This window comes from Aliivibrio sp. S4MY1 (genome assembly GCF_028765545.1).
In the GTDB taxonomy this organism is placed as follows: domain Bacteria; phylum Pseudomonadota; class Gammaproteobacteria; order Enterobacterales; family Vibrionaceae; genus Aliivibrio.
Genome location: NZ_JARACP010000007.1, coordinates 201,226 through 221,445, shown reverse-complemented (window position 1 = coordinate 221,445; position 20,220 = coordinate 201,226). Strand labels below are relative to the sequence as shown.

The window sequence follows — 20,220 nt, the reverse complement described above, 5'->3', positions numbered from 1 at the left end:
GAAGTAGGGAATGAAAGTTACGTTTTCCGAAGGCGATATAATTGTAAATCCACACGAGATGGTAGTGAGACTTAATAACACCTCAAGGGTAACCATGCAGGCTGAAGCAGATGCACTTACTTTAATTGGTGGGGTTAACGTAATAAGTGCTGTAGGAAGTGGTATGAAGTGGTCAATTAAACTCGATAATGCTGAGCAACTAGAGATACTTGCTCAGGAATTAGGTATTACTATCGAGTTTTATTAATCAACATAACTTATTCAGGCATAACAATTTGGTTTTTACCTTGTTGTTTTGCTTGATACATGTTGTTATCTGCATCTTGGATTAAAGCTTCAATATGACAATGCTTAGGTGAACAAATACTCATACCAATACTTACGGTTACGGTATGCTTATTTCCTGAGAACTCATAGTGTTCTTGTTTACATTCCTGAAGAATACGTTTTGCAAAGGTATAGGCTTGTTCTTTATCTTTTTGTGGTAGGAATACAATAAATTCTTCACCGCCCCATCGACCGACTAACCCTGAATCACCGACAATGGTTTTACATAGCTTAGAAAATCGCTTAATTACCTCATCTCCAGCATAGTGACCAAATTGATCATTGATAAGCTTAAAATTATCTATGTCAATTAATAGACATGTTTCTGAAGGGCAAGATATACCTAGTGTTTCCTGTGTTATTTTTTCGGAAATAGCTCTGCGATTTAATAATCCTGTTAAATCATCATGTGACGCTTGATATTTGATTTGTCTTTCTAAATTATACTTTTCTGTTACATCAATCATGGAGCTTTGAACGGCAGGTTCTCCGTCCCAATTGATGACACTCTCAAATAAATGAAAGTAGCGTACCTCGCCATCAAATGCGATATTTTCAACAATCGAATTTGTTGATGTAACTTTTCCGCTAATAAGTTCTTGGTAGCGATTTTTAGCATTATCATGGTTATGCTCAGGGATAATACGCATGAAATTATCTAGAGCCATGACTTCAGCTACGGATTTTGCTCTGATTATGTCAACAAAAGAAGGATTGATCATTAATGGTTTAAAGTCTCTATGAACAAGAATTCCTTGTAATGAATGCCAAATAAGATCTTTATATTTTTGTTCTTGCTCTAGGATTTGTTCATTGGCTTGGTCGATCATTGACATATCAATAACCGTAATTTGAAGAGCGGGTTGACCTTCCCATTCAATGACATGATCCACAGTAAGTACTGAGAATATTTCGCCACGCACATTTTGATTTACGTAGGAACGAACTTTAGGCAGTTCTTTACCTGACATTACATCGTTATAGGCTTGTTGGGCTGCGCAATGAAATTTTGGGTCGATGATGTCAAATAAAGAGTTCAAATTCATTACATCATCAATGGATTCAAAACCAAACATCTGTGCGTATTTTTCATCAACATAAAGAGGGGTAAAATTACGATGGATAACAACACCATAGGTGGAGTCGATATGTATTGGCTTCATTGCCTATCCTAGCTTAATATATTCAAGCATCCATGCTATACCTTTGTTAAGTATAAAGAAACCCAAAGCATAAATTAAACTGTGATGATAGTAATACAGAACAAATTAATAAGGTTTAATTGATTATTGAAGCTTCAAGCAACTGAACTACCGCTTCAATTTGTAAAAGCCAGACGCTATCTGAATTTTTAAAAGTGGTGATTTCTATATTCGACAGATACAAAAAAGGCATCGTCTTTCGACAATGCCTTCGTTGTGTTGGCGGAGCGGATGGGACTTTCTATCTCACCTTGAGAGCAGCACGTCCCCCGGCGTGTCAGGCCGCTAAGCTCTCCAATAGAAAGTCTAACCAACTGAACTACCGCTTCAATGTGTAAAATCCAGACGCTATCTGAATTTTTAAAAGTGGTGATTTCTATATTCGACAGATACAACGAAGGCATCGTCTTTCGACAATGCCTTCGTTGTGTTGGCGGAGCGGACGGGACTTTCTATCTCACCTTGAGATCAGCACGTCCCCCGGCGTGTCAGGCCGCTAAGCTCTCCAATAGAAAGTCTAAGCAACTGAACTACCGCTTCAATTTGTAAAAGCCAGACGCTATCTGAATTTTTAAAAGTGGTGATTTCTATATTCGACAGATACAAAAAAGGCATCGTCTTTCGACAATGCCTTCGTTGTGTTGGCGGAGCGGACGGGACTTTCTATCTCACCTTGAGAGCAGCACGTCCCCCGGCGTGTCAGGCCGCTAAGCTCTCCAATAGAAAGTCTAACCAACTGAACTACCGCTTCAATGTGTAAAATCCAGACGCTATCTGAATTTTTAAAAGTGGTGATTTCTATATTCGACAGATACAAAAAAGCCTCGTCATTTCTGACAAGGCTTCGTTGTGTTGGCGGAGCGGACGGGACTCGAACCCGCGACCCCCGGCGTGACAGGCCGGTATTCTAACCAACTGAACTACCGCTCCAATTTTTAAAATCCAGACTCTATCTGAATTTTTAAAAGTGGTGGAGGGATAGGGATTTGAACCCTAGAACCGCTATTAACGGTTGCCGGTTTTCAAGACCGGTGCTTTCGACCACTCAGCCATCCCTCCAGTGCGGTGAATAATAGTCAGCTTTGATTTTTATGTAAAGCATTTTTTGAAGAAAAGCACTTAACCGTATAAAAAACAAACGTTATTCTGCATTTTTTTCTACATCGACTAAATAATCACCTTCTAACCAGTTACGACCAATTAAAAGTTTGTAGTCTAATTTGCTTCTATCACGTAGGTTCACGGCTACTTTTTTATCCTTACCATCAAATTCTAAATGCATTCGTACAGCATATCGACGCTCTACTCCTTGAGCATTACGTATTTTACTTACTTTAATGATACGGCTGGTATGTTGAGTTGCTTCACCATCTTCGTTGTAAGTTGTAAATTTAACCGTATCGCCCAAGTGATCTCGCATATTGTCACTCTTTTCATCTTGGCCAATAATTTGGATATTAGTGGCGTGAATTGAGGTGGTTGCAGCCCCTGTATCAATACGAGCTTCGTAATTGGTGTTTAATTCTTTAATATGAATAGTTTCAATTTGGCCAACAATGGTTTTATCTGAGCATGATTCTGCTGCAAAGCTTGAAGTAGAAAGTAACAATAAGCACGTAGAGAGGATTAGTTTTTTCATGAATGCCTTTAATATTGTAAATTTTAGCCAATGAGAAGTATCTATTAATAATAGACGTTTAAATATGAATTGAGTTCAACGATATGTAAAGAATAAGACAGAATAATGCAAAATTAATAAATGAGTCAGCGGTATCCGTATTTGGTTACCGCTGAGTTCTATGATTAAGCGTTTTGAGATCTATTTTTCATAATAGAACCAAGGATCGCTAAGGTAATAATACCGACAATGGTTAATAGTGAAATGACGGTAGGTACTTCATAAGCAGTGCCCATTAAGAACATCTTAATACCGATGAAACTTAGGATGAATGCTAATGCTGGTTGCAGATAACAGAATTTGTCTAACATACCTTGAAGTACAAAGTACAAAGAACGTAAGCCTAGCAGTGCAAATACATTTGCAGCAAACACTAAGAAAGGTTCTTGAGTGATAGCAAAGATTGCAGGGATTGAGTCTAAAGCAAACATAATGTCAGTAAACATAATAACAATAACAACCAACATTAATGGGGTTGCGATGGTTTTACCATTTACTTTAGCAAGTAGTTTATGACCGTGGTATTTGTCATCAAATGGAATGTATTTCTTAGCGAACTTCACCAATTTTGATGATGAGAAATCACTGCTTTCCTCTGTATTAGCAAACCATAATTTAACACCAGTAATGATCAAGAACACCGCAAAGATGTATAAGATCCAGTGATATTGAGCGAGTAACCCAGCACCAACAAAGATCATTACTGCGCGTAGAGCAAGAGCACCAATAATACCCCATAATAAAATTCGAGGTCGGCTTGATTCAGGTACGGCAAATTGGCTAAAGATTAATGCGAAGACAAATAAGTTATCTACACTAAGCATTTTCTCAAGTAGGTAACCAGTAATAAAGGCGATACTTGCGTCTTTTGGTGAGTAGCTGCTGTTTGGTGCCATTAATGGCCAGTAAATATAAAGTGCTGCACAGAAGATAAAAGCAAGAACAAACCAGAAAAGTGACCACACAAGCGCTTTTTTTAAGCTAGGTGCTTCTTTTCTTGTTTGAAATAGATCAAGGGCAAATAAAGCGAGAACAACTAAACCAAAAAGTTCCCAAGTTAACGGTGACATAATAATTCCTTACAGGTAGGTGAAAGGAATCCCGCTAAAAATGAGTGAGTAAACCTTTCACCATAAACAATAAAATTAACGTTATGGTTATTGGTCTTGTCAAAGTGATTGGCATTCTTTGCCCACTTACAGATACCGGAAGCCGAAGCTTCGGGATGACGATATCTGAACAAGATTAAGTATTAAATCTTGTGACTACTCCCCAAGATCTGGATAGTAATCTTCATTCTTAAAATATACAAATAAAAAATACGTGAAATGAAATTAATTTATAAACAGATCTCTTTCTTAGGTGAATTTTTTGAATATACATCACGATTTTTTTTTCATGTTTTGGTCATTAAGGCCGATAATAACAGGTGATATCAAAAATTTAGAATAATGGTGTAGCATGGATTGGATTCAAATCGCTGTCGTTGGGCTCGTTATTTTGCTCGTGTTAGTGTGTATTAATTTCTTTTTTGCGAATGGTAAGCAAAAGAAAAAGCAACAACAAAAAGAACGAGATGAAAGTTCGTATCGTAGAGCTTTAGCTGAGGCTCGAGCAGCAGAGCGCCAAGAGCGCGTATATAAAGCACAAACAGGGCATATATCAACACAATTGTTTTTAGCAAAAGAAGCTGAGATGAACAATTTTGAAGAGGCTTTGCACTGGTATGAGATGGCTGCAAAATTAGATAATAATATAGCAATGCGATCGGTTATACGCTTATGTGATGGTCGTCGTGATAATGTTGAGTTACGCGAGAAATCAGAGTTTTGGGCCAAAGTTGTTGCTGCTCAAGAAGGGGGAGTAGAAGAGAAACTGGCACTAGGAATTGCGTATCTACAGGGTAATGGGGTAGAGGCAGACATAGAAAAAGGCATTTCTTATATTACTGAAGCTGCAGAGTTAGATCATATTCCTGCCCAATTATTTATTGCGGATTGGTATGTGGCAGAATCAAACCCTCAGCCAAATGCTAAACTTGCCGCTGAATGGAATTTACGAGCTGCAATGTTGGATAATATTGAGGCGCAAATTCGCATTGGTAAGCAGTACGCTGAAGGCAGAGGTGTGGAGGTAGATCCTAAAAAAGCAACGTATTGGTTAGAGGTTGCTGCTGAAGCAGGAGATGCCAAAGCACAATATTTTGCTGGTGAGATGGGAGCTGATACCAACGAAAAAGGCAATTCGATTGCGTATATCTGGTTATGGTTGGCGGCAAAAAATGGCATTGAAGCGGCTGCTACTCGACGAGATCATGTCGGACATTTAGTGGGTGTTGATGCTGTGATTGGTCTACAAAGTATGGCAAAACCACTGTTTGAAAAAATGGCAAAAGGTAAAGTAAAAAAACACGTTATTATCAAGTCACTGGATAAACTGTATCAGCGTGAGAGTTATTTTCCAGATGGTAATGAGTTTGTTGTTGGCGGATCAACGTCAGAAAAAGCATCAAAAGAGAGTGATGTGAAAAATACAGGTTCACAATCAGAAGAAATGACGCAATCAACAGAAAGAGAAGATGATAAGAAAGAGAGTATTAATTTTAGTCAAACAAAGATGGACAGTAATATGAAATTTTAAATTCTTTCTTTTTCAATAAAAAAGGGACACTTATCATTAGTGTCCCTTTTTTTATTGGATTCTTTATATTTTGCTTTTTTATTGATAGGTAAACAAAATCGGGCAATGATCGGTTAATTGGTATTTTTTCACATCAGATTGTTTAAAAACTTGCTGAGTTACTGTGAAGTTGCTTGGTGCTATATTTGAGATACCATGATCAATCAAACGAGTAAATGTGGTGTATTTAGGCCAGCCTCGTTTCCACTGCTTTGCAGTGCAGTTACCTTTTGTGTTTTTTGTTAATAAAATAGGTGTTTTATTTGCCTGCTTATCAATACTTCGCCATAGCCAACTTCTTGGATGAGCGAGTGTATGATTAAAATCCCCTAAAATTAAATATTTGTCATTATTATCTTCTCGTTCATTAATCCAATCGGTGAGTTCTTCTGTTTGTTGCTCTAACGTCGAACATGAGTAGTTGTTTTTCTTTTGGCCTAGGCAGCCTGATTTTAAGTGTACAGAGAGTAGGTGAACTGATTGCTCATTAATGGTGGCAATTACATAAGTAGCGTAACGTAATCGACTGTTTTTTTTATTTGGAAGAAGAGAAAAATCTCTAGGGTCAGTGACTGAAATTGAAGAATGGATCGCAAAACCGGTGTATTGATTAATATCATCAAATTGCTTTTTAGGGTTTGTTGAACGATCTGAGATAAAAATTTGATAGTCATTACCAACAACTTTTTGAATCGCTTCTATTGAATCGACTTCTTGAAAGGCTAAAACTTGACTATTGGATTGAGAAAAATAGTTGTTTAGTTGTTCAAAATCTTGCAGGTGTCTTTCTGAAGATTGAAATTTTTCATTGGAGTTTAGTGTTAACCACTCCATATTCCATGTAGAAATTGTGATCGCATTGCTTGAAAAAGAGCTAAAAATAAGAATGAAAAAGCTAAAGAGATGAGTAATTCGTTGATTCATAAGTCCTCCAAAAATCGCAAGCAGTTTAATTAAAAATTACACATATAGCACATAAAAAAATGTTTCATTTTCATACATTGCAGCAAATTTGAGAACAATCATAAAGCAGTGGTGAAACTAGAATCACCCTCAGATTTAGCTTGATCTAGATCAAGGTATTTTATTCTCAGATCGAGCTTAATACACCACATCTTGTGTTAGCTGATCTAATACACCCATTATTTAGTATTTGGAGCCACTGTGAATATAACTGTAATAAAGCGAGATGGAAGCCGAGCAACCTATAACAATTCTCGTATTATTGATGCTGTAAAAGGCGCGTCAGAGCAGGTAACTCCTGAGATTGAGAGTTATGCGCAGTTAGTGGCTCATGCGGTAGAAATCGCATTACAGGGACAAAAAGAAGTTGGTATTCGTCAGATCCAAGACCTAGTTGAAAACGAATTAATGCAAGGCCCATATAAAGTATTAGCGCGCGCTTACATTGAGTATCGTCATGATCGTGATGTTGCACGTGAAAAAATCAGTGTTCTTAATAAAGAGATCAGTGGCCTGATAGAACAAAGCAATGCTGAATTACTAAATGAAAATGCAAATAAAGATGGTAAAGTTATCCCAACTCAGCGTGATTTATTAGCGGGTATTGTTGCTAAGCACTACGCAACGCGTCATATTTTACCTCGTGATATTGTACAAGCACACGAGCGTGGAGAGATCCATTACCACGATTTAGATTACGCACCATTTTTCCCAATGTTTAACTGTATGCTAATTGATCTAAAAGGCATGTTAACGGGCGGCTTTAAAATGGGTAATGCGGAAATTGATACGCCAAAATCGATTGCAACTGCGACAGCGGTAACCGCACAAATTATCGCGCAAGTAGCAAGTCATATTTACGGCGGTACAACGATTAACCGTATTGATGAAATCCTTGCACCGTATGTCACTATCAGCTATCAAAAAGCATTAAAACTAGCTGAGAAGTGGGGTATTCCTGATGCTGAAGCATTTGCTCAAGCACAAACAGAAAAAGAGTGTTATGACGCATTTCAATCGCTTGAATATGAGGTCAATACATTACATACCGCAAATGGCCAGACTCCATTTGTTACCTTTGGTTTTGGCTTAGGTACAAGTTGGGAATCAAAATTGATCCAACGCTCTATTTTAGAAAACCGCATTGCTGGTTTAGGTAAAAATCGTAAAACAGCGGTATTCCCTAAATTAGTGTTCGCAATTCGTGATGGATTGAACCATAAGAAATCTGATCCGCATTATGATATTAAGCAACTTGCTCTTGAGTGTGCTTCTAAGCGTATGTACCCAGATATTCTTAACTATGACAAAGTAGTTGAAGTGACGGGTTCATTTAAAACACCAATGGGCTGTCGTAGTTTCTTAGACTTATATGAAGAAAACGGCGAGCAAATCCACGATGGTCGTAATAACCTAGGCGTGGTGAGCTTAAACCTTCCTCGTGTTGCTATTGAAGCAAAAGGGGATGTAGATGCATTCTACAAGCTGCTTGATGAGCGTTTAGTCTTATGTCGTCGCGCTTTAGAATCACGAATTTCTCGTTTAGAGGGCGTGAAGGCACGTGTAGCACCTATTCTTTATATGGAAGGGGCGTGTGGTGTTCGTCTAAAACCAGATGATGACATCATTAATATCTTTAAAAACGGTCGAGCTTCGGTATCGCTTGGTTACATTGGTGTGCATGAAACAATCGAAGCGCTATTTGGCAGTGATGATCACCTATATGACAATGCAGAACTTCAAGTTAAAGCATTAGAGATCATTCAGTATTTAAAAGACGCAGTTCAAGTATGGACAAAAGAAACGGGCTTTGGCTTTAGTTTGTACGGTACTCCTAGTGAAAACCTATGTTCTCGTTTCTGTAAGCTTGATAACACACAATTTGGTGTGATTGATAAAGTGACAGATAAAGGGTACTACACAAACAGTTTTCATTTAGATGTACAAAAAACAGTAAATCCATATGACAAAATTGATTTTGAAATGCCATACCCAGAGATCTCAAGTGGTGGTTTCATTTGTTATGGCGAATTCCCTAACATGCAACGTAACATTGAAGCGTTAGAAAACGTATGGGATTACAGTTATACGCGTGTTCCTTATTACGGAACCAACACACCGATCGATGAGTGCTATGAATGTGGTTACACCGGTGAGTTTGAATGTACAAGTAAAGGTTTCACTTGCCCTAAATGTGGCAACCATGATTCAACAAAAGTATCGGTGACTCGTCGTGTTTGTGGTTACTTAGGGAGTCCTGATGCACGTCCATTCAACTTCGGTAAGCAAGAAGAAGTTCAACGTCGAGTGAAACATTTATAATGAACTATCACGTCTATCATTCGATTGATGTGATTAACGGGCCGGGTACGCGTTGTACCCTGTTTGTTTCTGGTTGTGAGCACAACTGTAAAGGGTGCTACAACAAATCCACATTGAACCCAAATTCGGGGCATCTTTTTTGTCGGCAGCTAGAAGATAAGATTATTGCTGATTTGAATGATACGCGTATTTATCGCCGAGGATTATCATTATCAGGCGGTGATCCGCTGCACCCAATGAATTGTGAAGCGATACTTAAGTTGGTCAAACGAGTTAAATCTGAATGCGAAAATAAAGACATTTGGATGTGGACTGGTTACGAATTAAACGAGCTTAATGAGACACAAAAAGAGATAGTGGCTCTGATTGATACACTCATTGATGGTCGCTTTGAACAAGACAAAGCCGATCCGTCATTGGAGTGGCGTGGTTCGAGCAATCAAATTATTCACACAATTAATGTATTGTAAGAAAATTGTAAAAAACTAAACAATAAAACGTGATATTTTCCTATCTGAATGGTAACTTAAATACATTACAGATCATAAGGATATGAAAATATGCTGCAAAATATAGCGACTCCTGCTAAAGATCCTATTCTTTCCCTTTCTATTGAATACCGTGCTGACGATCGTGATAACAAAGTCGATCTCGGCATTGGTGTTTATCGTAATGACAAAGGCCAAACCCCAATCATGAAAGCCGTGAGTGATTCGGCTAAATCTATTGTGGCAGAGCAAACCACAAAGGCCTACGTAGGTCTTGCGGGTTGTGAAGTCTTTAATCAGAGTATGGTTGATTTATTGCTACGTGATACCTCTGCGTATGAGCGTGTTTCTGCGATTCAAACTCCTGGTGCGAGTGGTGCTTTACGCATGCTTGCAGACTTAATCAAATCAACTGAGCCTGATGCAACGGTTTGGATAAGTAACCCTAGCTATATTAATCATCAGCCAGTAATGGAAGCTGCTGGTTTAAAGGTTAAACATTACAATTACTTTAATCCTGCGACGAAACAAGTCGATAGTACTGCGATGATGGCCGATCTTGCAAAAGCGGGCCCTAAAGATATTATTTTGCTTCACGGTTGCTGTCATAACCCTACGGGTGCCGATATTCGTCTTTCTGACTGGATTGCAATTACAGAATTAGCGCTAAAGAATGGTTTTATCCCGTTTGTAGATATTGCATATCAAGGGTTTGGTGATGGATTAGAAGCTGATGCTGCAGGTCTGCGTTTTATGGCTGACCGCGTTCCTCAAATGTTTATTGCTACTTCATGCTCGAAAAACTTTGGTTTATATCGTGAGCGTACTGGCGCAGCGATGGTTATTGCTACCAATATCGAAATCGCTATGAATGCCAAAGCAAAACTTCTACAAATGGCACGTGCGACCTATACCATGCCACCCGATCATGGTGCAGCGATTGTTGGTCGGATCTTAAATGATGAAGCATTAACGTTGTCATGGCGTACAGAATTAGATGAGATGCAAAAACGACTATTAAGTTTACGTACCGATCTGTGTGCAGCGCTACGAGTTGAGACTCAATCAACAGATTTTGATTTTATTGAGCAGCATAAAGGTATGTTCTCTGTTATCGGTTTTAATCCTAATCAGATGGCAAGTTTAAAATCTGAGCATGGTATTTATGCCGTAGGTGATGGACGCATTAATATTGCAGGAATGCAAAAGCAGCATATTGATTATATTGCTAAATCTGTTGCTTCTGTTGCAAATAAGTAACAGATATTTTTGAGATATTCACTATACTACAATAAATGATTACAAATGAGACAGTAAAGGAAAGCGCATGAAAATAACAAAAAAATGGTCAACGTTACTTTTACCTATTTTACTTGCTGGTTGTATGTCTACAACAGCAACTACGACACCTGGTGAGGCGACAGATAAGCCAGCGGTTGAGCAACCGATTACTCCTGAAAAAAAACCAGAAATAAAACCAGAGCAAAAACCACAAGTTGATCCAAAACCACCAGTTAAGAAACCAGTTGCGACTAATTTAAAAACAGCAGATGGTAAATTAATTCTAGGTGAAGAAGAATGGATGTACATTAAGGCGATTAACCATAATGCGAAAGCTCGTATTGACACCGGAGCAACCACATCATCAATCTCAGCGATTGATATTGAGATGTTTGAGCGTGATGGAAAAGATTGGGTGAAGTTTAAATTAGCGCATAACGATAAAGAAACAAAAGAGTTTGAATCACCAGTTGTGCGTATTGTAACGATACGCCAGTCAAGTACAGAAGAGCGAACAGATCGTCCTGTTATCGATGCTTGGGTTCAAATAGGTGATCTAAAGACCAAGACAGAGTTTACATTGAATGATCGTACACACATGACTTTCCCTGTACTGTTAGGGCGAACTTTCTTCCGTGATGTTGCAGTTGTTGATGTAAGCAAAAAGTTTGTGCAACCAAAAGTGAAATTAGCTGAATAAGACCTACTTAATTACGAGTTCAGGTGATTTAGTTTAAGTAACATAAATAAAAATGCCCAAATTAGATTTGGGCATTTTTGTATGACTAAAACAGTTTGTAGTTAGAGGCATTTTGGTGTTCTCTAAGTGATTGCAGTAGTGCAATCTGCTTATAGATAACATAGTAACGGCTGATGTTTGCAACATAATGTACAGGTTCTTTGCTGACGTATTTACGGGCCATTATCTCCACATTATTAAACCAAACATTTGGGTCATATCCATGCTTTACTGCCATTCTACGCATTTTTCTTACATTTGCAGGGCCCGCATTATAGGCTGCTAATGAGAAATACATTTGATTCTTTTTGGTTATTTCAGGCTTTAAGAAGTAGCGTTTATGGACAAAATCCATATATTTAACACCAGCGTGAATATTGTGCTCTAACTCCCTGAAGTTTTTAATATTAATGTAAGGTTCTCTTGCTGTTTTTGGTAGGACTTGCATAATGCCTACGGCCCCCATATGAGAAACCAGTCGATTATTAAATCTTGATTCTTGATAAGCTTGGGCTGAAATCATTAGCCAATCGAATTGGTATTGATCAGAATATTGCTCAAACAAGAGAGCAAGATTATTAAATTGTTTCACAGTGTTTGGGTTTAATGCATTTTTTAGCCACTTGGTATTATCAAGGTATTTATTATAAATAACGTTACCCAGAAAAGAGCCTTGTTTGATTTTTTTTACGTATTGGTTAACTGCAGATTTTAATTGAGGGCTGTATTTTCTTATTGCCCATCCTATATTAGCGTTAGTACGGATAGGGAGAGATTCATGAATCACTATATTATCCATTATCTTTGTCCACAGCTGAGATTTATGGCTATCGATGACGGTTATTGGCAGGATTCCTTGATTAATCATTTCCATTAATTCGTAATCTTGAAGGTTTTCTTCAATGAATTGAACATGGATAGGTGGAATGCCATTAGAGGATAGTTGTTTATTAATTTGTTGTAAGCTTTCAAAGTAACTAGAACTGGCTCTTACCCATACTTCTTTACCTGATAGATTTTCAAATGACGTAATTTTAGGTATGGATTTTGATGTTACAAGCCATTCTTGACTATTACTTATAATAGGGTTACTAAAATCTACATATTTAAGACGCTGAGGAGTAATTGTTAAATTTGCTACTGCAATATCACCAAATCCTGCTTCGAGTGCATTGAGTAGGTCATCTCGTGGCACGGGAATGACTTGAACATTGACATGAATTTTATTTTTATGTAAATGCAGCTCAAAGTGATGAAGAAATTCGGCAATGATCCCCTTAGGCTGACCTTTCTCTATATAATAAAAACCGAGATCGGCAGAGACAAGAACTCGTATAGTCCCTTTCTTTTCTAGTACTTTTAAGTCTCCTGTATAGGGAACTTGAGCTAATGGAGAAAGCTCAATAGAAAAAGCTAAGTAGGGAATGAACCAAAGTAATAATAGTAATTTATGCAACACTTTCATGTCGTAATATCCTTTTTAACAACACGTTAACAACACGTTAACAACGTTAGGTGTAAAAGGAAGTGAAATCAAGTGTTTTTCGATTGATTTAAAGAATGCTTATTTTTGAAACAAAAAAGCCAGTGAATTTATTATAAATCGCACTGGCTTTATGCTGATTTTCTAAAATTGACTCGAAAGGCTAATATTTAAGTAAGTTGATTAGCCTATAATTCAGACTTTTAAGTTACTTAAAAATGTATGGAGATATTAAATCGATCTTAAGTTCATTAGAAAGTAAATCTTGCTGTCATCATCATCTGACCACCATAGATACCGCTGAATTTTGCTTCAGCACCGACAGAAAGTTGCTCTGTGGAGTGGAAGCGAAAATGTACGCTACCAATATCTTTGTTTGTGTCGCTATTAAAGAGTTGGCCATATTTTGCACCAACTTCAATTTGTTGCATTAGCCAAACACGAAAACCAAAATTCACTTCAGTGAGCATTTGATCACCAAATTTGTCACTTGATTTATCTTTTACGTTATGAAGTAGTAACTGACCATAAATATCAGCAAATTCATTAATAGGACCGTTAAAACCGATACCACCATTTATATCCCAATCACCTTCAAATTTACTTTCAATTTGTCCAACTAAGTGAGAATTTTCTGTAAATTGTTGGTTAATTTGGGCTCCAAATGTACCAGGACTAGTTCCTACTCGAGCTTCAAAAAAGCTATAAGGGAAGTTATTGGCCATCGCTGTTGACGAAGTCAATGCAGTTGCCAATATAAGTGCCTTTTTAATGTATTTTGTTGATTCCATAACTTATAACCTAACATTCATGAATTTTATCTATAAAAAAGCCTGCAATATGCAGGCCAAGTTATGATATGTAGGTGTTTTTATAGAATTTGCATTCTCTCTACTTCTATTTCTGGAGTACTACCTCCTTTATATTCACCAAATAAACGTACTTTCGTGGTTTCATTTATAGCTGATGGTAATGAGATATCATCATCTAATTCAATTTGGATTTCTGTTGTACCATCAGAGAATAGGTATTTATCTTTACGAATATGTCGAATGATTTTTCCATCTACAATGGCATTTTTTTCTGCAAACATACTTGTATCTTTAAGTAACTCAGCAACAGTAACTGTGCTTACAGGACCTGTATAATTAAATTGTGCTTGTTTATGATTGTTGTGACCATCATTACCTGCAAGAGCGATAGTTGGAGATAAGATTAGAGCTGCGGTAATAGCAATAATTGTTTTTTTCATGATAGATCCTTAAGTGATGCATAAGAGTTAATTTAAGCGGTGTCGCTTCGATAGAGTTATTAAAACAAAACACGCTTGAATCTATCGTGAGTAAATTATTCATATTCCATTCATCTAAACTTAAGAAATGAAGAAGATAAACAGGCCCTCCCTCTTAATAGAGAATAATGATAATATCATTGGCTTAATATCTAACGTAAATAGATGGAATTATGAATAAAATTTCCCCGCTGATGGTTCAAGGAACCACTTCTGATGCAGGCAAAACTGTGTTAGTGGCAGGCTTATGCCGAGTTCTTGCCAATAAAGGGATCCAAGTTGCCCCTTTTAAACCACAGAATATGGCACTCAACAGTGCAGTAACTGAAGAGGGAGGGGAAATTGGCCGTGCCCAAGCTCTTCAAGCTGATGCCGCAAGAGTTAAGCCTCATGTTCATATGAATCCTATTTTATTAAAACCAAACACAGATATTGGTGCTCAAGTAATTGTTCAAGGTAAAGCCATTGAAACAATGGATGCTTGGGGCTTTCAAGATTACAAAAAATTAGCCATGCCTTATGTTTTGGAATCGTTTTCTTATCTAACTGATAATTATCAATGTGTTGTTATTGAAGGGGCAGGAAGTCCAGCAGAAATCAACTTACGTGAAAACGATATAGCCAATATGGGGTTTGCTGAAGCGGCTGATGTTCCGGTTATTATTGTTGCAGATATCGATCGTGGTGGTGTTTTTGCTCATCTTTATGGCACATTAGCTCTTCTTTCAAAATCAGAACAAGCACGTGTAAAAGGGTTTGTTATTAACCGCTTTCGTGGTGATATCTCTTTACTTGTTCCCGGTCTCGAGTGGTTAGAAGAAAAAACAGGTAAACCAGTGTTAGGCGTTATTCCTTATTTGCATGGGTTAAACCTAGAAGCGGAAGATGCGATTAAGAGTGAACAGCAGGAGAAAGGGAAGTTTGTTGTAAAGGTCCCAGTTGTGACTCGGATTAGTAACCATACTGATTTTGATCCATTACGCTTACATCCTGAAATAGATCTTCAGTTTGTAGGCAAGGGGCAATCATTATCAGGCGCTGATTTCATTATTCTTCCCGGCAGTAAATCTGTGCAAGCCGACTTACATTATCTTAAATCGCAAGGTTGGGATAAAGACATTGAAAGGCATTTACGTTATGGCGGTAAAGTCATGGGCATTTGTGGTGGTTATCAAATGTTAGGTAAAAACCTTTCCGATCCACTTGGTCTTGAAGGAAAAGCCTCATCTATTGCAGGCTTAGGGTATTTATCTATTACGACGGAACTTAAAAAACAAAAACAATTAACGTTAGTCGAAGGAGATCTTAAGTTACCAAACCAAGAGACAGTAAAAGTCAAAGGATACGAGATTCATGCAGGAGTAAGTACTTACATAAAAGAAGAGGAAAAAGGGGGTGATAATCATTCCCCTATCTCAATTACAAATGAGAGTATTGTAAGGCATGATGGTACACTTAATGATGAAAGCACCATTTTTGGTACTTATTTACATGGTATTTTTGATGAACCAAGCGCATTTGAAGTGATTCTGTCTTGGGCCGGGTTAAAAGAGAATAAAGCGATAGATATGGATGCGATTCAAGAAGAAGCGATTGAGCGCATTGCTGAGTCTATAGAAGAGAGTTTAGATCTATCACAGATCTGGCCAAATGAATTTGAAAAAAAAGCGGCTTATTAAGGAAGGTATAAGTATGTCTCGATTGACATTATTTTTAGTATTGGTGTTTAGTTCTTTATCGGTATCAGCGAATGTTACTGTTTATGCTGCTTCGTCCTTAACCAATGTAATGAATGACATTGTTGATGGTTATCAAGATAAAACCGGTGATCGAGTCCGTGTTAGCTATGCAGGTTCATCGTCACTGGCTCGACAAATAGCCAATGGCGCACCAGCAGATATTTATCTTTCTGCAAACACTAAATGGATGGATTATTTGGAAGAGCAAGATCAAATTGATACTGCAAGTAAAGTCAATTTATTACGAAATAGTCTCGTATTAATAGCTTCTAAAACAACCCCAAAAGAAAATACATGGCAGTGGTTTATTGGGCAAAAAGGCTTCCGAATCGCAATGGCTGATCCAAGACATGTGCCTGCTGGGATCTATGGTAAACAAAGTTTAGAAAAACAGTTTCGTTGGCCAGAAATAAAAGATCATATAGCTTCAGGTAACAATGTTCGATCAGCTTTATTGTTTGTTGAGCGTGATGAAGCTCCTGTCGGAATTGTGTATAAAACAGATGCACTGCTATCGAAAGGAGCCACAATTGTTGAAGAGTTTCCTGCGGATTCACATGATCCGATTATCTACCCAATGGCAATTATTAAAAATAAAAACTCAGAGAAAGTGACTCGTTTTTACCAATATCTATTGTCTGATGAAGCAAAAAATACATTTATTTCTTATGGATTTACGACTATCTAATGATATTAACGGATTACGAAGTAGAGGCTTTATTATTAAGTTTAAAAATTGCGGGTATTGCTGTTAGCTTTTCTTTGCCAATTGGTATTCTTTTAGCTTGGGTATTAGCTCGCTGTGAATTTAAAGGAAAGGGCTTACTTGATGGTTTAATTCATCTTCCCTTAGTGTTACCACCTGTCGTTATTGGTTATTTGTTGCTTATCTCTATGGGGCGACAAGGTATTATTGGTAAATGGTTATATGAGTTATTTGGTTTAACCTTTAGCTTTAATTGGAAAGGGGCAGCGTTGGCCTCTGCGATTGTAGCGTTGCCATTAATGGTTCGGGCGATTCGTCTTGCTTTAGAATCAGTCGACCAAAAATTAGAACAGGCGGCAAGAACACTCGGCGCTTCACGCACCAAAGTATTCTCTACTATTACGCTTCCTTTAATGTTGCCGGGTATTTTAACTGGTGCGGTATTAGCTTTTGCACGAAGTTTAGGTGAGTTTGGTGCAACGATCAGTTTCGTCTCAAATATAGAGGGTGAGACTCGAACGCTTCCTCTTGCTATGTTCAGTTATATTGAAATCCCTGGGGCAGAAATGGAGGCAGCACGCTTGTGTGTCATTTCTATTATTGTTGCTTTAATCTCATTATTACTCTCAGAATGGTTAGCGCGAGCCAGCAAAAAAAGGTTAATGGGGTAATTCATGTTAGTCATTGATATAAAAAAACAATTAGGTGATTTGAATCTTGATGTTCAGTTAACGTTACCCTCATTCGGGATCAGTGCCGTTTTCGGGCGTTCGGGTGCAGGTAAGTCCTCACTTGCTAATATAATTAGTGGGCTTAGCTCACCAGATTCAGGGCGAATCACTCTTAATAACTCCGTATTATTTGATTCTGAGAATAAAGTCTCTATACCGCCAGAGCAGCGTCATGTTGGTTATGTTTTTCAAGATGCACGTCTATTTCCTCATTATAAAGTGGAAGGAAATTTGCTGTATGGATGCAATGGAAAAAGAACGCATTTATTTGATGATGTCGTAAAGCTGTTAGACATTGAATCTCTGCTGCAACGATATCCACATTCATTGTCTGGTGGTGAGAAGCAAAGAGTGGCGATTGGCCGAGCTATCTTATCAGAGCCTACATTGCTTATTATGGATGAACCATTAGCCTCTTTAGATCTACCAAGAAAACATGAAGTAATGCCATATTTAGAAAGACTAGCTAAAGAGATCCAAACCCCGATTATTTATGTAACCCACAGTTTAGATGAAATTTTACGATTAGCCGATCATATGATTTTACTGAATCAGGGTAAAGTAAGCCTATCGGGAGATATTACCGATGTATGGGGGTCACCATTAATGCGTCCTTGGTTAAATGCATCAGAGCATTCCGCGTTATTGGAAGGATATATAACTGAATTACATTCAGAGCACCCTATGACATTAGTCACCTTAAATGATTCTCAGCAAGGTATTTGGGTTAAGGCGCCTTGTGAGTGTACGGAAGAAGGGCAAAAAATTCGATTACGTATTAGAGCTAATGACGTTTCTTTGATAAAAAAACAACCAGAGCAAAGCTCTATTCGTAACATTCTTCCAGTAATCATCGACAGCTTAACGGAAGATAAAGAAAACGATGTAGTAGCAGTTAAATTGAATTTATCTGGACATATACTGTGGGCCAATATTACACGCTGGGCACAAGAAGAACTTGCATTAGACGTTGGGCAACACTGGTTTGCACAAATTAAAGGTGTAAGTGTGACTCAATCAGACTTATGCTCAAAATAAAGATCATGAAAATATAAGCTCATAAAGGAAGTAAATATGAAGTACCAATGGATATTATTTGATGCCGATGAAACTCTTTTTCATTTCGATGCGTTTGCAGGTTTGCAACGTATGTTTGAAGGATATGGAATTAATTTTAGTAAAGAACAATTCATTGAATATCAATTGGTTAACAAACCATTATGGGTGCAATACCAAAATAATGAAATTACCGCTCAGCAGCTGCAAGAAACGCGATTTGAAGAGTGGGCAAAGAAAGTAGGCGTTACACCAAAAGCGATGAACAGTGCTTTTATGATGGCAATGGCAGATATTTGCACACCATTAGATGGTGCAAGAGAATTACTTGATTCTTTGTTAGCGAATAATGTGAAGATGGGGATCATAACTAATGGATTTACTGAGCTACAGAAAATTCGTTTAGAAAAAACAGAGTTTAGCCGCTACTTTGAGTTGATTATTATCTCTGAACAAGTTGGTGTAGCGAAACCGGATAAGCGTATTTTTGAGCATACGTTTTCTCAAATGGGAAAAGTAAACTTACCTGGAGTATTAATGGTAGGGGATAATCCAGACTCAGATGTTCTTGGTGGTATGAATGTAGGTATTGACACATGTTGGTTAAATGCAACACAACAAGCATGCCCTGAAGGTGTTAAACCAACATATACAGTTAAGACACTCAATGAGTTGCAAGAACTGCTACATAGCGCTTAGAAGCTTTATTACGCAGTAAACTACTATGTTGCTATTATAAAAAAGCCTCATTGTTTATTATAACAATGAGGCTTTTTTGTATCACTTGACCAGAATATTATTCTTCTGATGGCGTTATTTGTTCTGTCTTTTCAGACTCTACTGTTGCTTGCTCTGCTTCAAGAGCCATTTTTTCACGATCAGCTTTGCTGATGTATTTTGGCTTATTATGCGAACGGCTGTTTTTAGTTTGGGTTCTGCGGTGTTTCTTTAAAAGAGTCTCTTTAACTTTGTTTTTACGGCTCATTGTTTTACCACATTAAATCATCAGGAATAACGAATTCCGCATACGGGTCGTCTTCATCCTGTGCATCTTCCGCTATTACGTTGTTAAGCACAACAACTGATTCATCACGTAAGGTAATCTTATCAGCCACACCAGCAGGGACAATTTCGTAATCGTCATTAAAGTGCACGATAGCAAGACGGCCAGCAACTAATTGTGTTTGCATTGTCTTATCAACATACATTTTTTTGACTAAAGTTCCGTCAGTAAAGTTATAACCAATGTCACCGTGAGAGCGATCTAGTTTATTTGCAGTGATCAATTGTTTGATTTGAGCGGTTAATTCCTTCTGATCTTTCTCGGCTTTGTGTTTCAAGCTTAGTTCTTTGTCTTTTTCAGCTTGAGCTGCTTTGTTCAATTCTACAGCCGCTTTTGCTTCACGATTTTGAACGCGTGATTTTTTTGAAGCTTTCTTTGCTTTTGCTACTTTCTTTTGGTTCACTAACCCAGCTTTTAGCATTTGCTCTTGTAAGCTTAGTGCCATAAATCATTCCTAATAATAACGATGTTG

The 20,220-nt window shown here is 37.7% G+C and carries 20 protein-coding genes and 2 tRNA genes; 11 read left to right on the top strand and 11 right to left on the bottom strand.

Translation table 11 applies throughout. The features are described from left to right. Nucleotides 1–10 precede the first annotated feature (10 nt). Nucleotides 11–247: a DUF3389 domain-containing protein gene (locus PVK71_RS10125; RefSeq protein ID WP_274418140.1), complete on the top strand. Its 237-nt coding sequence runs from the start codon at nt 11–13 to the stop codon at nt 245–247. Between the two features lie 10 nt (nt 248–257). Here PVK71_RS10125 and PVK71_RS10120 read toward each other — a convergent pair whose 3' ends face one another. The 5 genes from PVK71_RS10120 to PVK71_RS10100 form a co-directional block, all read right to left on the bottom strand. Further along, entirely contained in the window at nt 258–1,490 is a 1,233-nt protein-coding gene (locus PVK71_RS10120; protein WP_274418141.1) for a sensor domain-containing diguanylate cyclase, read from the bottom strand. A gap of 892 nt (nt 1,491–2,382) precedes the next feature. Continuing rightward, nucleotides 2,383–2,459, bottom strand: a tRNA-Asp gene (locus tag PVK71_RS10115). Nucleotides 2,460–2,497: 38 nt separating this feature from the next. Then, a tRNA-Ser gene (locus tag PVK71_RS10110) sits at nt 2,498–2,588 on the bottom strand. A gap of 82 nt (nt 2,589–2,670) precedes the next feature. After that, the gene (locus PVK71_RS10105; protein WP_274418142.1) at nt 2,671–3,168 is read right to left on the bottom strand and encodes an ATP-dependent zinc protease family protein; all 498 of its coding nucleotides are present in this window, start codon (nt 3,166–3,168) and stop codon (nt 2,671–2,673) included. 164 nt (nt 3,169–3,332) lie between these two features. Next, a complete protein-coding gene (locus PVK71_RS10100) occupies nt 3,333–4,277 on the bottom strand; it encodes a TerC family protein (protein ID WP_274418143.1) in 945 nt (314 codons plus the stop codon). A 391-nt stretch (nt 4,278–4,668) separates the two neighbouring features. On the opposite strand from PVK71_RS10100, the gene PVK71_RS10095 reads away from it, so the two are divergent. Continuing rightward, nucleotides 4,669–5,847: a tetratricopeptide repeat protein gene (locus PVK71_RS10095; protein ID WP_274418144.1), complete on the top strand. Its 1,179-nt coding sequence runs from the start codon at nt 4,669–4,671 to the stop codon at nt 5,845–5,847. A 78-nt stretch (nt 5,848–5,925) separates the two neighbouring features. On the opposite strand, the gene PVK71_RS10090 is transcribed toward PVK71_RS10095, so the two are convergent. After that, nucleotides 5,926–6,810 (bottom strand): endonuclease/exonuclease/phosphatase family protein, encoded by an 885-nt coding sequence (locus tag PVK71_RS10090; protein ID WP_274418145.1) that lies wholly within the window; start codon nt 6,808–6,810, stop codon nt 5,926–5,928. 240 nt (nt 6,811–7,050) lie between these two features. On the opposite strand from PVK71_RS10090, the gene nrdD reads away from it, so the two are divergent. From nrdD to PVK71_RS10070, 4 genes are all read left to right on the top strand, one after another. After that, on the top strand, nt 7,051–9,171 hold the full coding sequence (gene nrdD, locus PVK71_RS10085; protein ID WP_274418146.1) for an anaerobic ribonucleoside-triphosphate reductase: 2,121 nt from the start codon (nt 7,051–7,053) through the stop codon (nt 9,169–9,171). Further along, entirely contained in the window at nt 9,171–9,641 is a 471-nt protein-coding gene (gene nrdG / locus PVK71_RS10080; protein WP_274418147.1) for an anaerobic ribonucleoside-triphosphate reductase-activating protein, read from the top strand. Before nrdD ends, nrdG begins: the two co-directional genes overlap by 1 nt. A 90-nt stretch (nt 9,642–9,731) precedes the next feature. Further along, nucleotides 9,732–10,919, top strand: a complete 1,188-nt coding sequence (locus tag PVK71_RS10075) for an amino acid aminotransferase (protein ID WP_274418149.1) — start codon at nt 9,732–9,734, stop codon at nt 10,917–10,919. 67 nt (nt 10,920–10,986) lie between these two features. Continuing rightward, nucleotides 10,987–11,640 carry a putative ATP-dependent zinc protease gene (locus PVK71_RS10070; RefSeq protein WP_274418151.1) on the top strand — a complete coding sequence of 218 codons (654 nt, stop codon included), beginning with the start codon at nt 10,987–10,989 and terminating at the stop codon, nt 11,638–11,640. 85 nt (nt 11,641–11,725) lie between these two features. Here the strand turns inward: PVK71_RS10070 and PVK71_RS10065 are convergent, their stop codons facing one another. The 3 genes from PVK71_RS10065 to PVK71_RS10055 form a co-directional block, all read right to left on the bottom strand. Beyond that, the gene (locus PVK71_RS10065; protein ID WP_274418153.1) at nt 11,726–13,144 is read right to left on the bottom strand and encodes a lytic transglycosylase F; all 1,419 of its coding nucleotides are present in this window, start codon (nt 13,142–13,144) and stop codon (nt 11,726–11,728) included. Nucleotides 13,145–13,413: 269 nt separating this feature from the next. Further along, nucleotides 13,414–13,953, bottom strand: coding sequence for a hypothetical protein (locus PVK71_RS10060; RefSeq protein WP_274418154.1), 540 nt, complete (start codon nt 13,951–13,953; stop codon nt 13,414–13,416). Between the two features lie 80 nt (nt 13,954–14,033). Next, nucleotides 14,034–14,414, bottom strand: coding sequence for a YgiW/YdeI family stress tolerance OB fold protein (locus PVK71_RS10055; protein WP_274418156.1), 381 nt, complete (start codon nt 14,412–14,414; stop codon nt 14,034–14,036). Nucleotides 14,415–14,626: 212 nt separating this feature from the next. Here PVK71_RS10055 and PVK71_RS10050 point away from each other — a divergent pair, with 212 nt between their 5' ends. Genes PVK71_RS10050 through yjjG form a run of 5 tightly spaced genes read left to right on the top strand, consistent with a single transcriptional unit; the run spans nt 14,627 to nt 19,384 of the window. After that, nucleotides 14,627–16,132 (top strand): cobyric acid synthase, encoded by a 1,506-nt coding sequence (locus tag PVK71_RS10050; RefSeq protein WP_274418158.1) that lies wholly within the window; start codon nt 14,627–14,629, stop codon nt 16,130–16,132. Between the two features lie 13 nt (nt 16,133–16,145). Then, the gene (gene modA / locus PVK71_RS10045) at nt 16,146–16,880 is read left to right on the top strand and encodes a molybdate ABC transporter substrate-binding protein (RefSeq protein WP_274418160.1); all 735 of its coding nucleotides are present in this window, start codon (nt 16,146–16,148) and stop codon (nt 16,878–16,880) included. Then, on the top strand, nt 16,880–17,569 hold the full coding sequence (modB, locus tag PVK71_RS10040) for a molybdate ABC transporter permease subunit (protein ID WP_274418162.1): 690 nt from the start codon (nt 16,880–16,882) through the stop codon (nt 17,567–17,569). Before modA ends, modB begins: the two co-directional genes overlap by 1 nt. Before the next feature lie 3 nt (nt 17,570–17,572). Next, the gene (gene modC / locus PVK71_RS10035) at nt 17,573–18,667 is read left to right on the top strand and encodes a molybdenum ABC transporter ATP-binding protein ModC (RefSeq protein WP_274418164.1); all 1,095 of its coding nucleotides are present in this window, start codon (nt 17,573–17,575) and stop codon (nt 18,665–18,667) included. 36 nt (nt 18,668–18,703) lie between these two features. After that, nucleotides 18,704–19,384 (top strand): pyrimidine 5'-nucleotidase, encoded by a 681-nt coding sequence (yjjG, locus tag PVK71_RS10030; protein ID WP_274418165.1) that lies wholly within the window; start codon nt 18,704–18,706, stop codon nt 19,382–19,384. Between the two features lie 97 nt (nt 19,385–19,481). Here yjjG and PVK71_RS10025 read toward each other — a convergent pair whose 3' ends face one another. Continuing rightward, nucleotides 19,482–19,670: a DUF2986 domain-containing protein gene (locus PVK71_RS10025; protein ID WP_274418166.1), complete on the bottom strand. Its 189-nt coding sequence runs from the start codon at nt 19,668–19,670 to the stop codon at nt 19,482–19,484. Nucleotides 19,671–19,674: 4 nt separating this feature from the next. Continuing rightward, complete coding sequence (locus PVK71_RS10020) at nt 19,675–20,193, bottom strand: DUF2058 domain-containing protein (protein WP_130047630.1); 519 nt, start codon at nt 20,191–20,193, stop codon at nt 19,675–19,677. Nucleotides 20,194–20,220 lie beyond the last annotated feature (27 nt).

What these genes read in the sequence shown, in the direction of transcription:
- PVK71_RS10075 (WP_274418149.1), top strand. Translation starts at nt 9,732, where the DNA reads ATGCTGCAAAATATAGCGACTCCTGCTAAAGATCCTATTCTTTCCCTT.
- PVK71_RS10090 (WP_274418145.1), bottom strand. Translation starts at nt 6,810, where the DNA reads ATGAATCAACGAATTACTCATCTCTTTAGCTTTTTCATTCTTATTTTT.
- PVK71_RS10060 (WP_274418154.1), bottom strand. Translation starts at nt 13,953, where the DNA reads ATGGAATCAACAAAATACATTAAAAAGGCACTTATATTGGCAACTGCA.
- modC (WP_274418164.1), top strand. Translation starts at nt 17,573, where the DNA reads ATGTTAGTCATTGATATAAAAAAACAATTAGGTGATTTGAATCTTGAT.
- PVK71_RS10095 (WP_274418144.1), top strand. Translation starts at nt 4,669, where the DNA reads ATGGATTGGATTCAAATCGCTGTCGTTGGGCTCGTTATTTTGCTCGTG.
- modB (WP_274418162.1), top strand. Translation starts at nt 16,880, where the DNA reads ATGATATTAACGGATTACGAAGTAGAGGCTTTATTATTAAGTTTAAAA.
- PVK71_RS10105 (WP_274418142.1), bottom strand. Translation starts at nt 3,168, where the DNA reads ATGAAAAAACTAATCCTCTCTACGTGCTTATTGTTACTTTCTACTTCA.
- PVK71_RS10065 (WP_274418153.1), bottom strand. Translation starts at nt 13,144, where the DNA reads ATGAAAGTGTTGCATAAATTACTATTATTACTTTGGTTCATTCCCTAC.
- PVK71_RS10125 (WP_274418140.1), top strand. Translation starts at nt 11, where the DNA reads ATGAAAGTTACGTTTTCCGAAGGCGATATAATTGTAAATCCACACGAG.
- modA (WP_274418160.1), top strand. Translation starts at nt 16,146, where the DNA reads ATGTCTCGATTGACATTATTTTTAGTATTGGTGTTTAGTTCTTTATCG.
- PVK71_RS10100 (WP_274418143.1), bottom strand. Translation starts at nt 4,277, where the DNA reads ATGTCACCGTTAACTTGGGAACTTTTTGGTTTAGTTGTTCTCGCTTTA.
- PVK71_RS10020 (WP_130047630.1), bottom strand. Translation starts at nt 20,193, where the DNA reads ATGGCACTAAGCTTACAAGAGCAAATGCTAAAAGCTGGGTTAGTGAAC.
- PVK71_RS10055 (WP_274418156.1), bottom strand. Translation starts at nt 14,414, where the DNA reads ATGAAAAAAACAATTATTGCTATTACCGCAGCTCTAATCTTATCTCCA.
- PVK71_RS10070 (WP_274418151.1), top strand. Translation starts at nt 10,987, where the DNA reads ATGAAAATAACAAAAAAATGGTCAACGTTACTTTTACCTATTTTACTT.
- PVK71_RS10025 (WP_274418166.1), bottom strand. Translation starts at nt 19,670, where the DNA reads ATGAGCCGTAAAAACAAAGTTAAAGAGACTCTTTTAAAGAAACACCGC.
- PVK71_RS10050 (WP_274418158.1), top strand. Translation starts at nt 14,627, where the DNA reads ATGAATAAAATTTCCCCGCTGATGGTTCAAGGAACCACTTCTGATGCA.
- nrdG (WP_274418147.1), top strand. Translation starts at nt 9,171, where the DNA reads ATGAACTATCACGTCTATCATTCGATTGATGTGATTAACGGGCCGGGT.
- yjjG (WP_274418165.1), top strand. Translation starts at nt 18,704, where the DNA reads ATGAAGTACCAATGGATATTATTTGATGCCGATGAAACTCTTTTTCAT.
- PVK71_RS10120 (WP_274418141.1), bottom strand. Translation starts at nt 1,490, where the DNA reads ATGAAGCCAATACATATCGACTCCACCTATGGTGTTGTTATCCATCGT.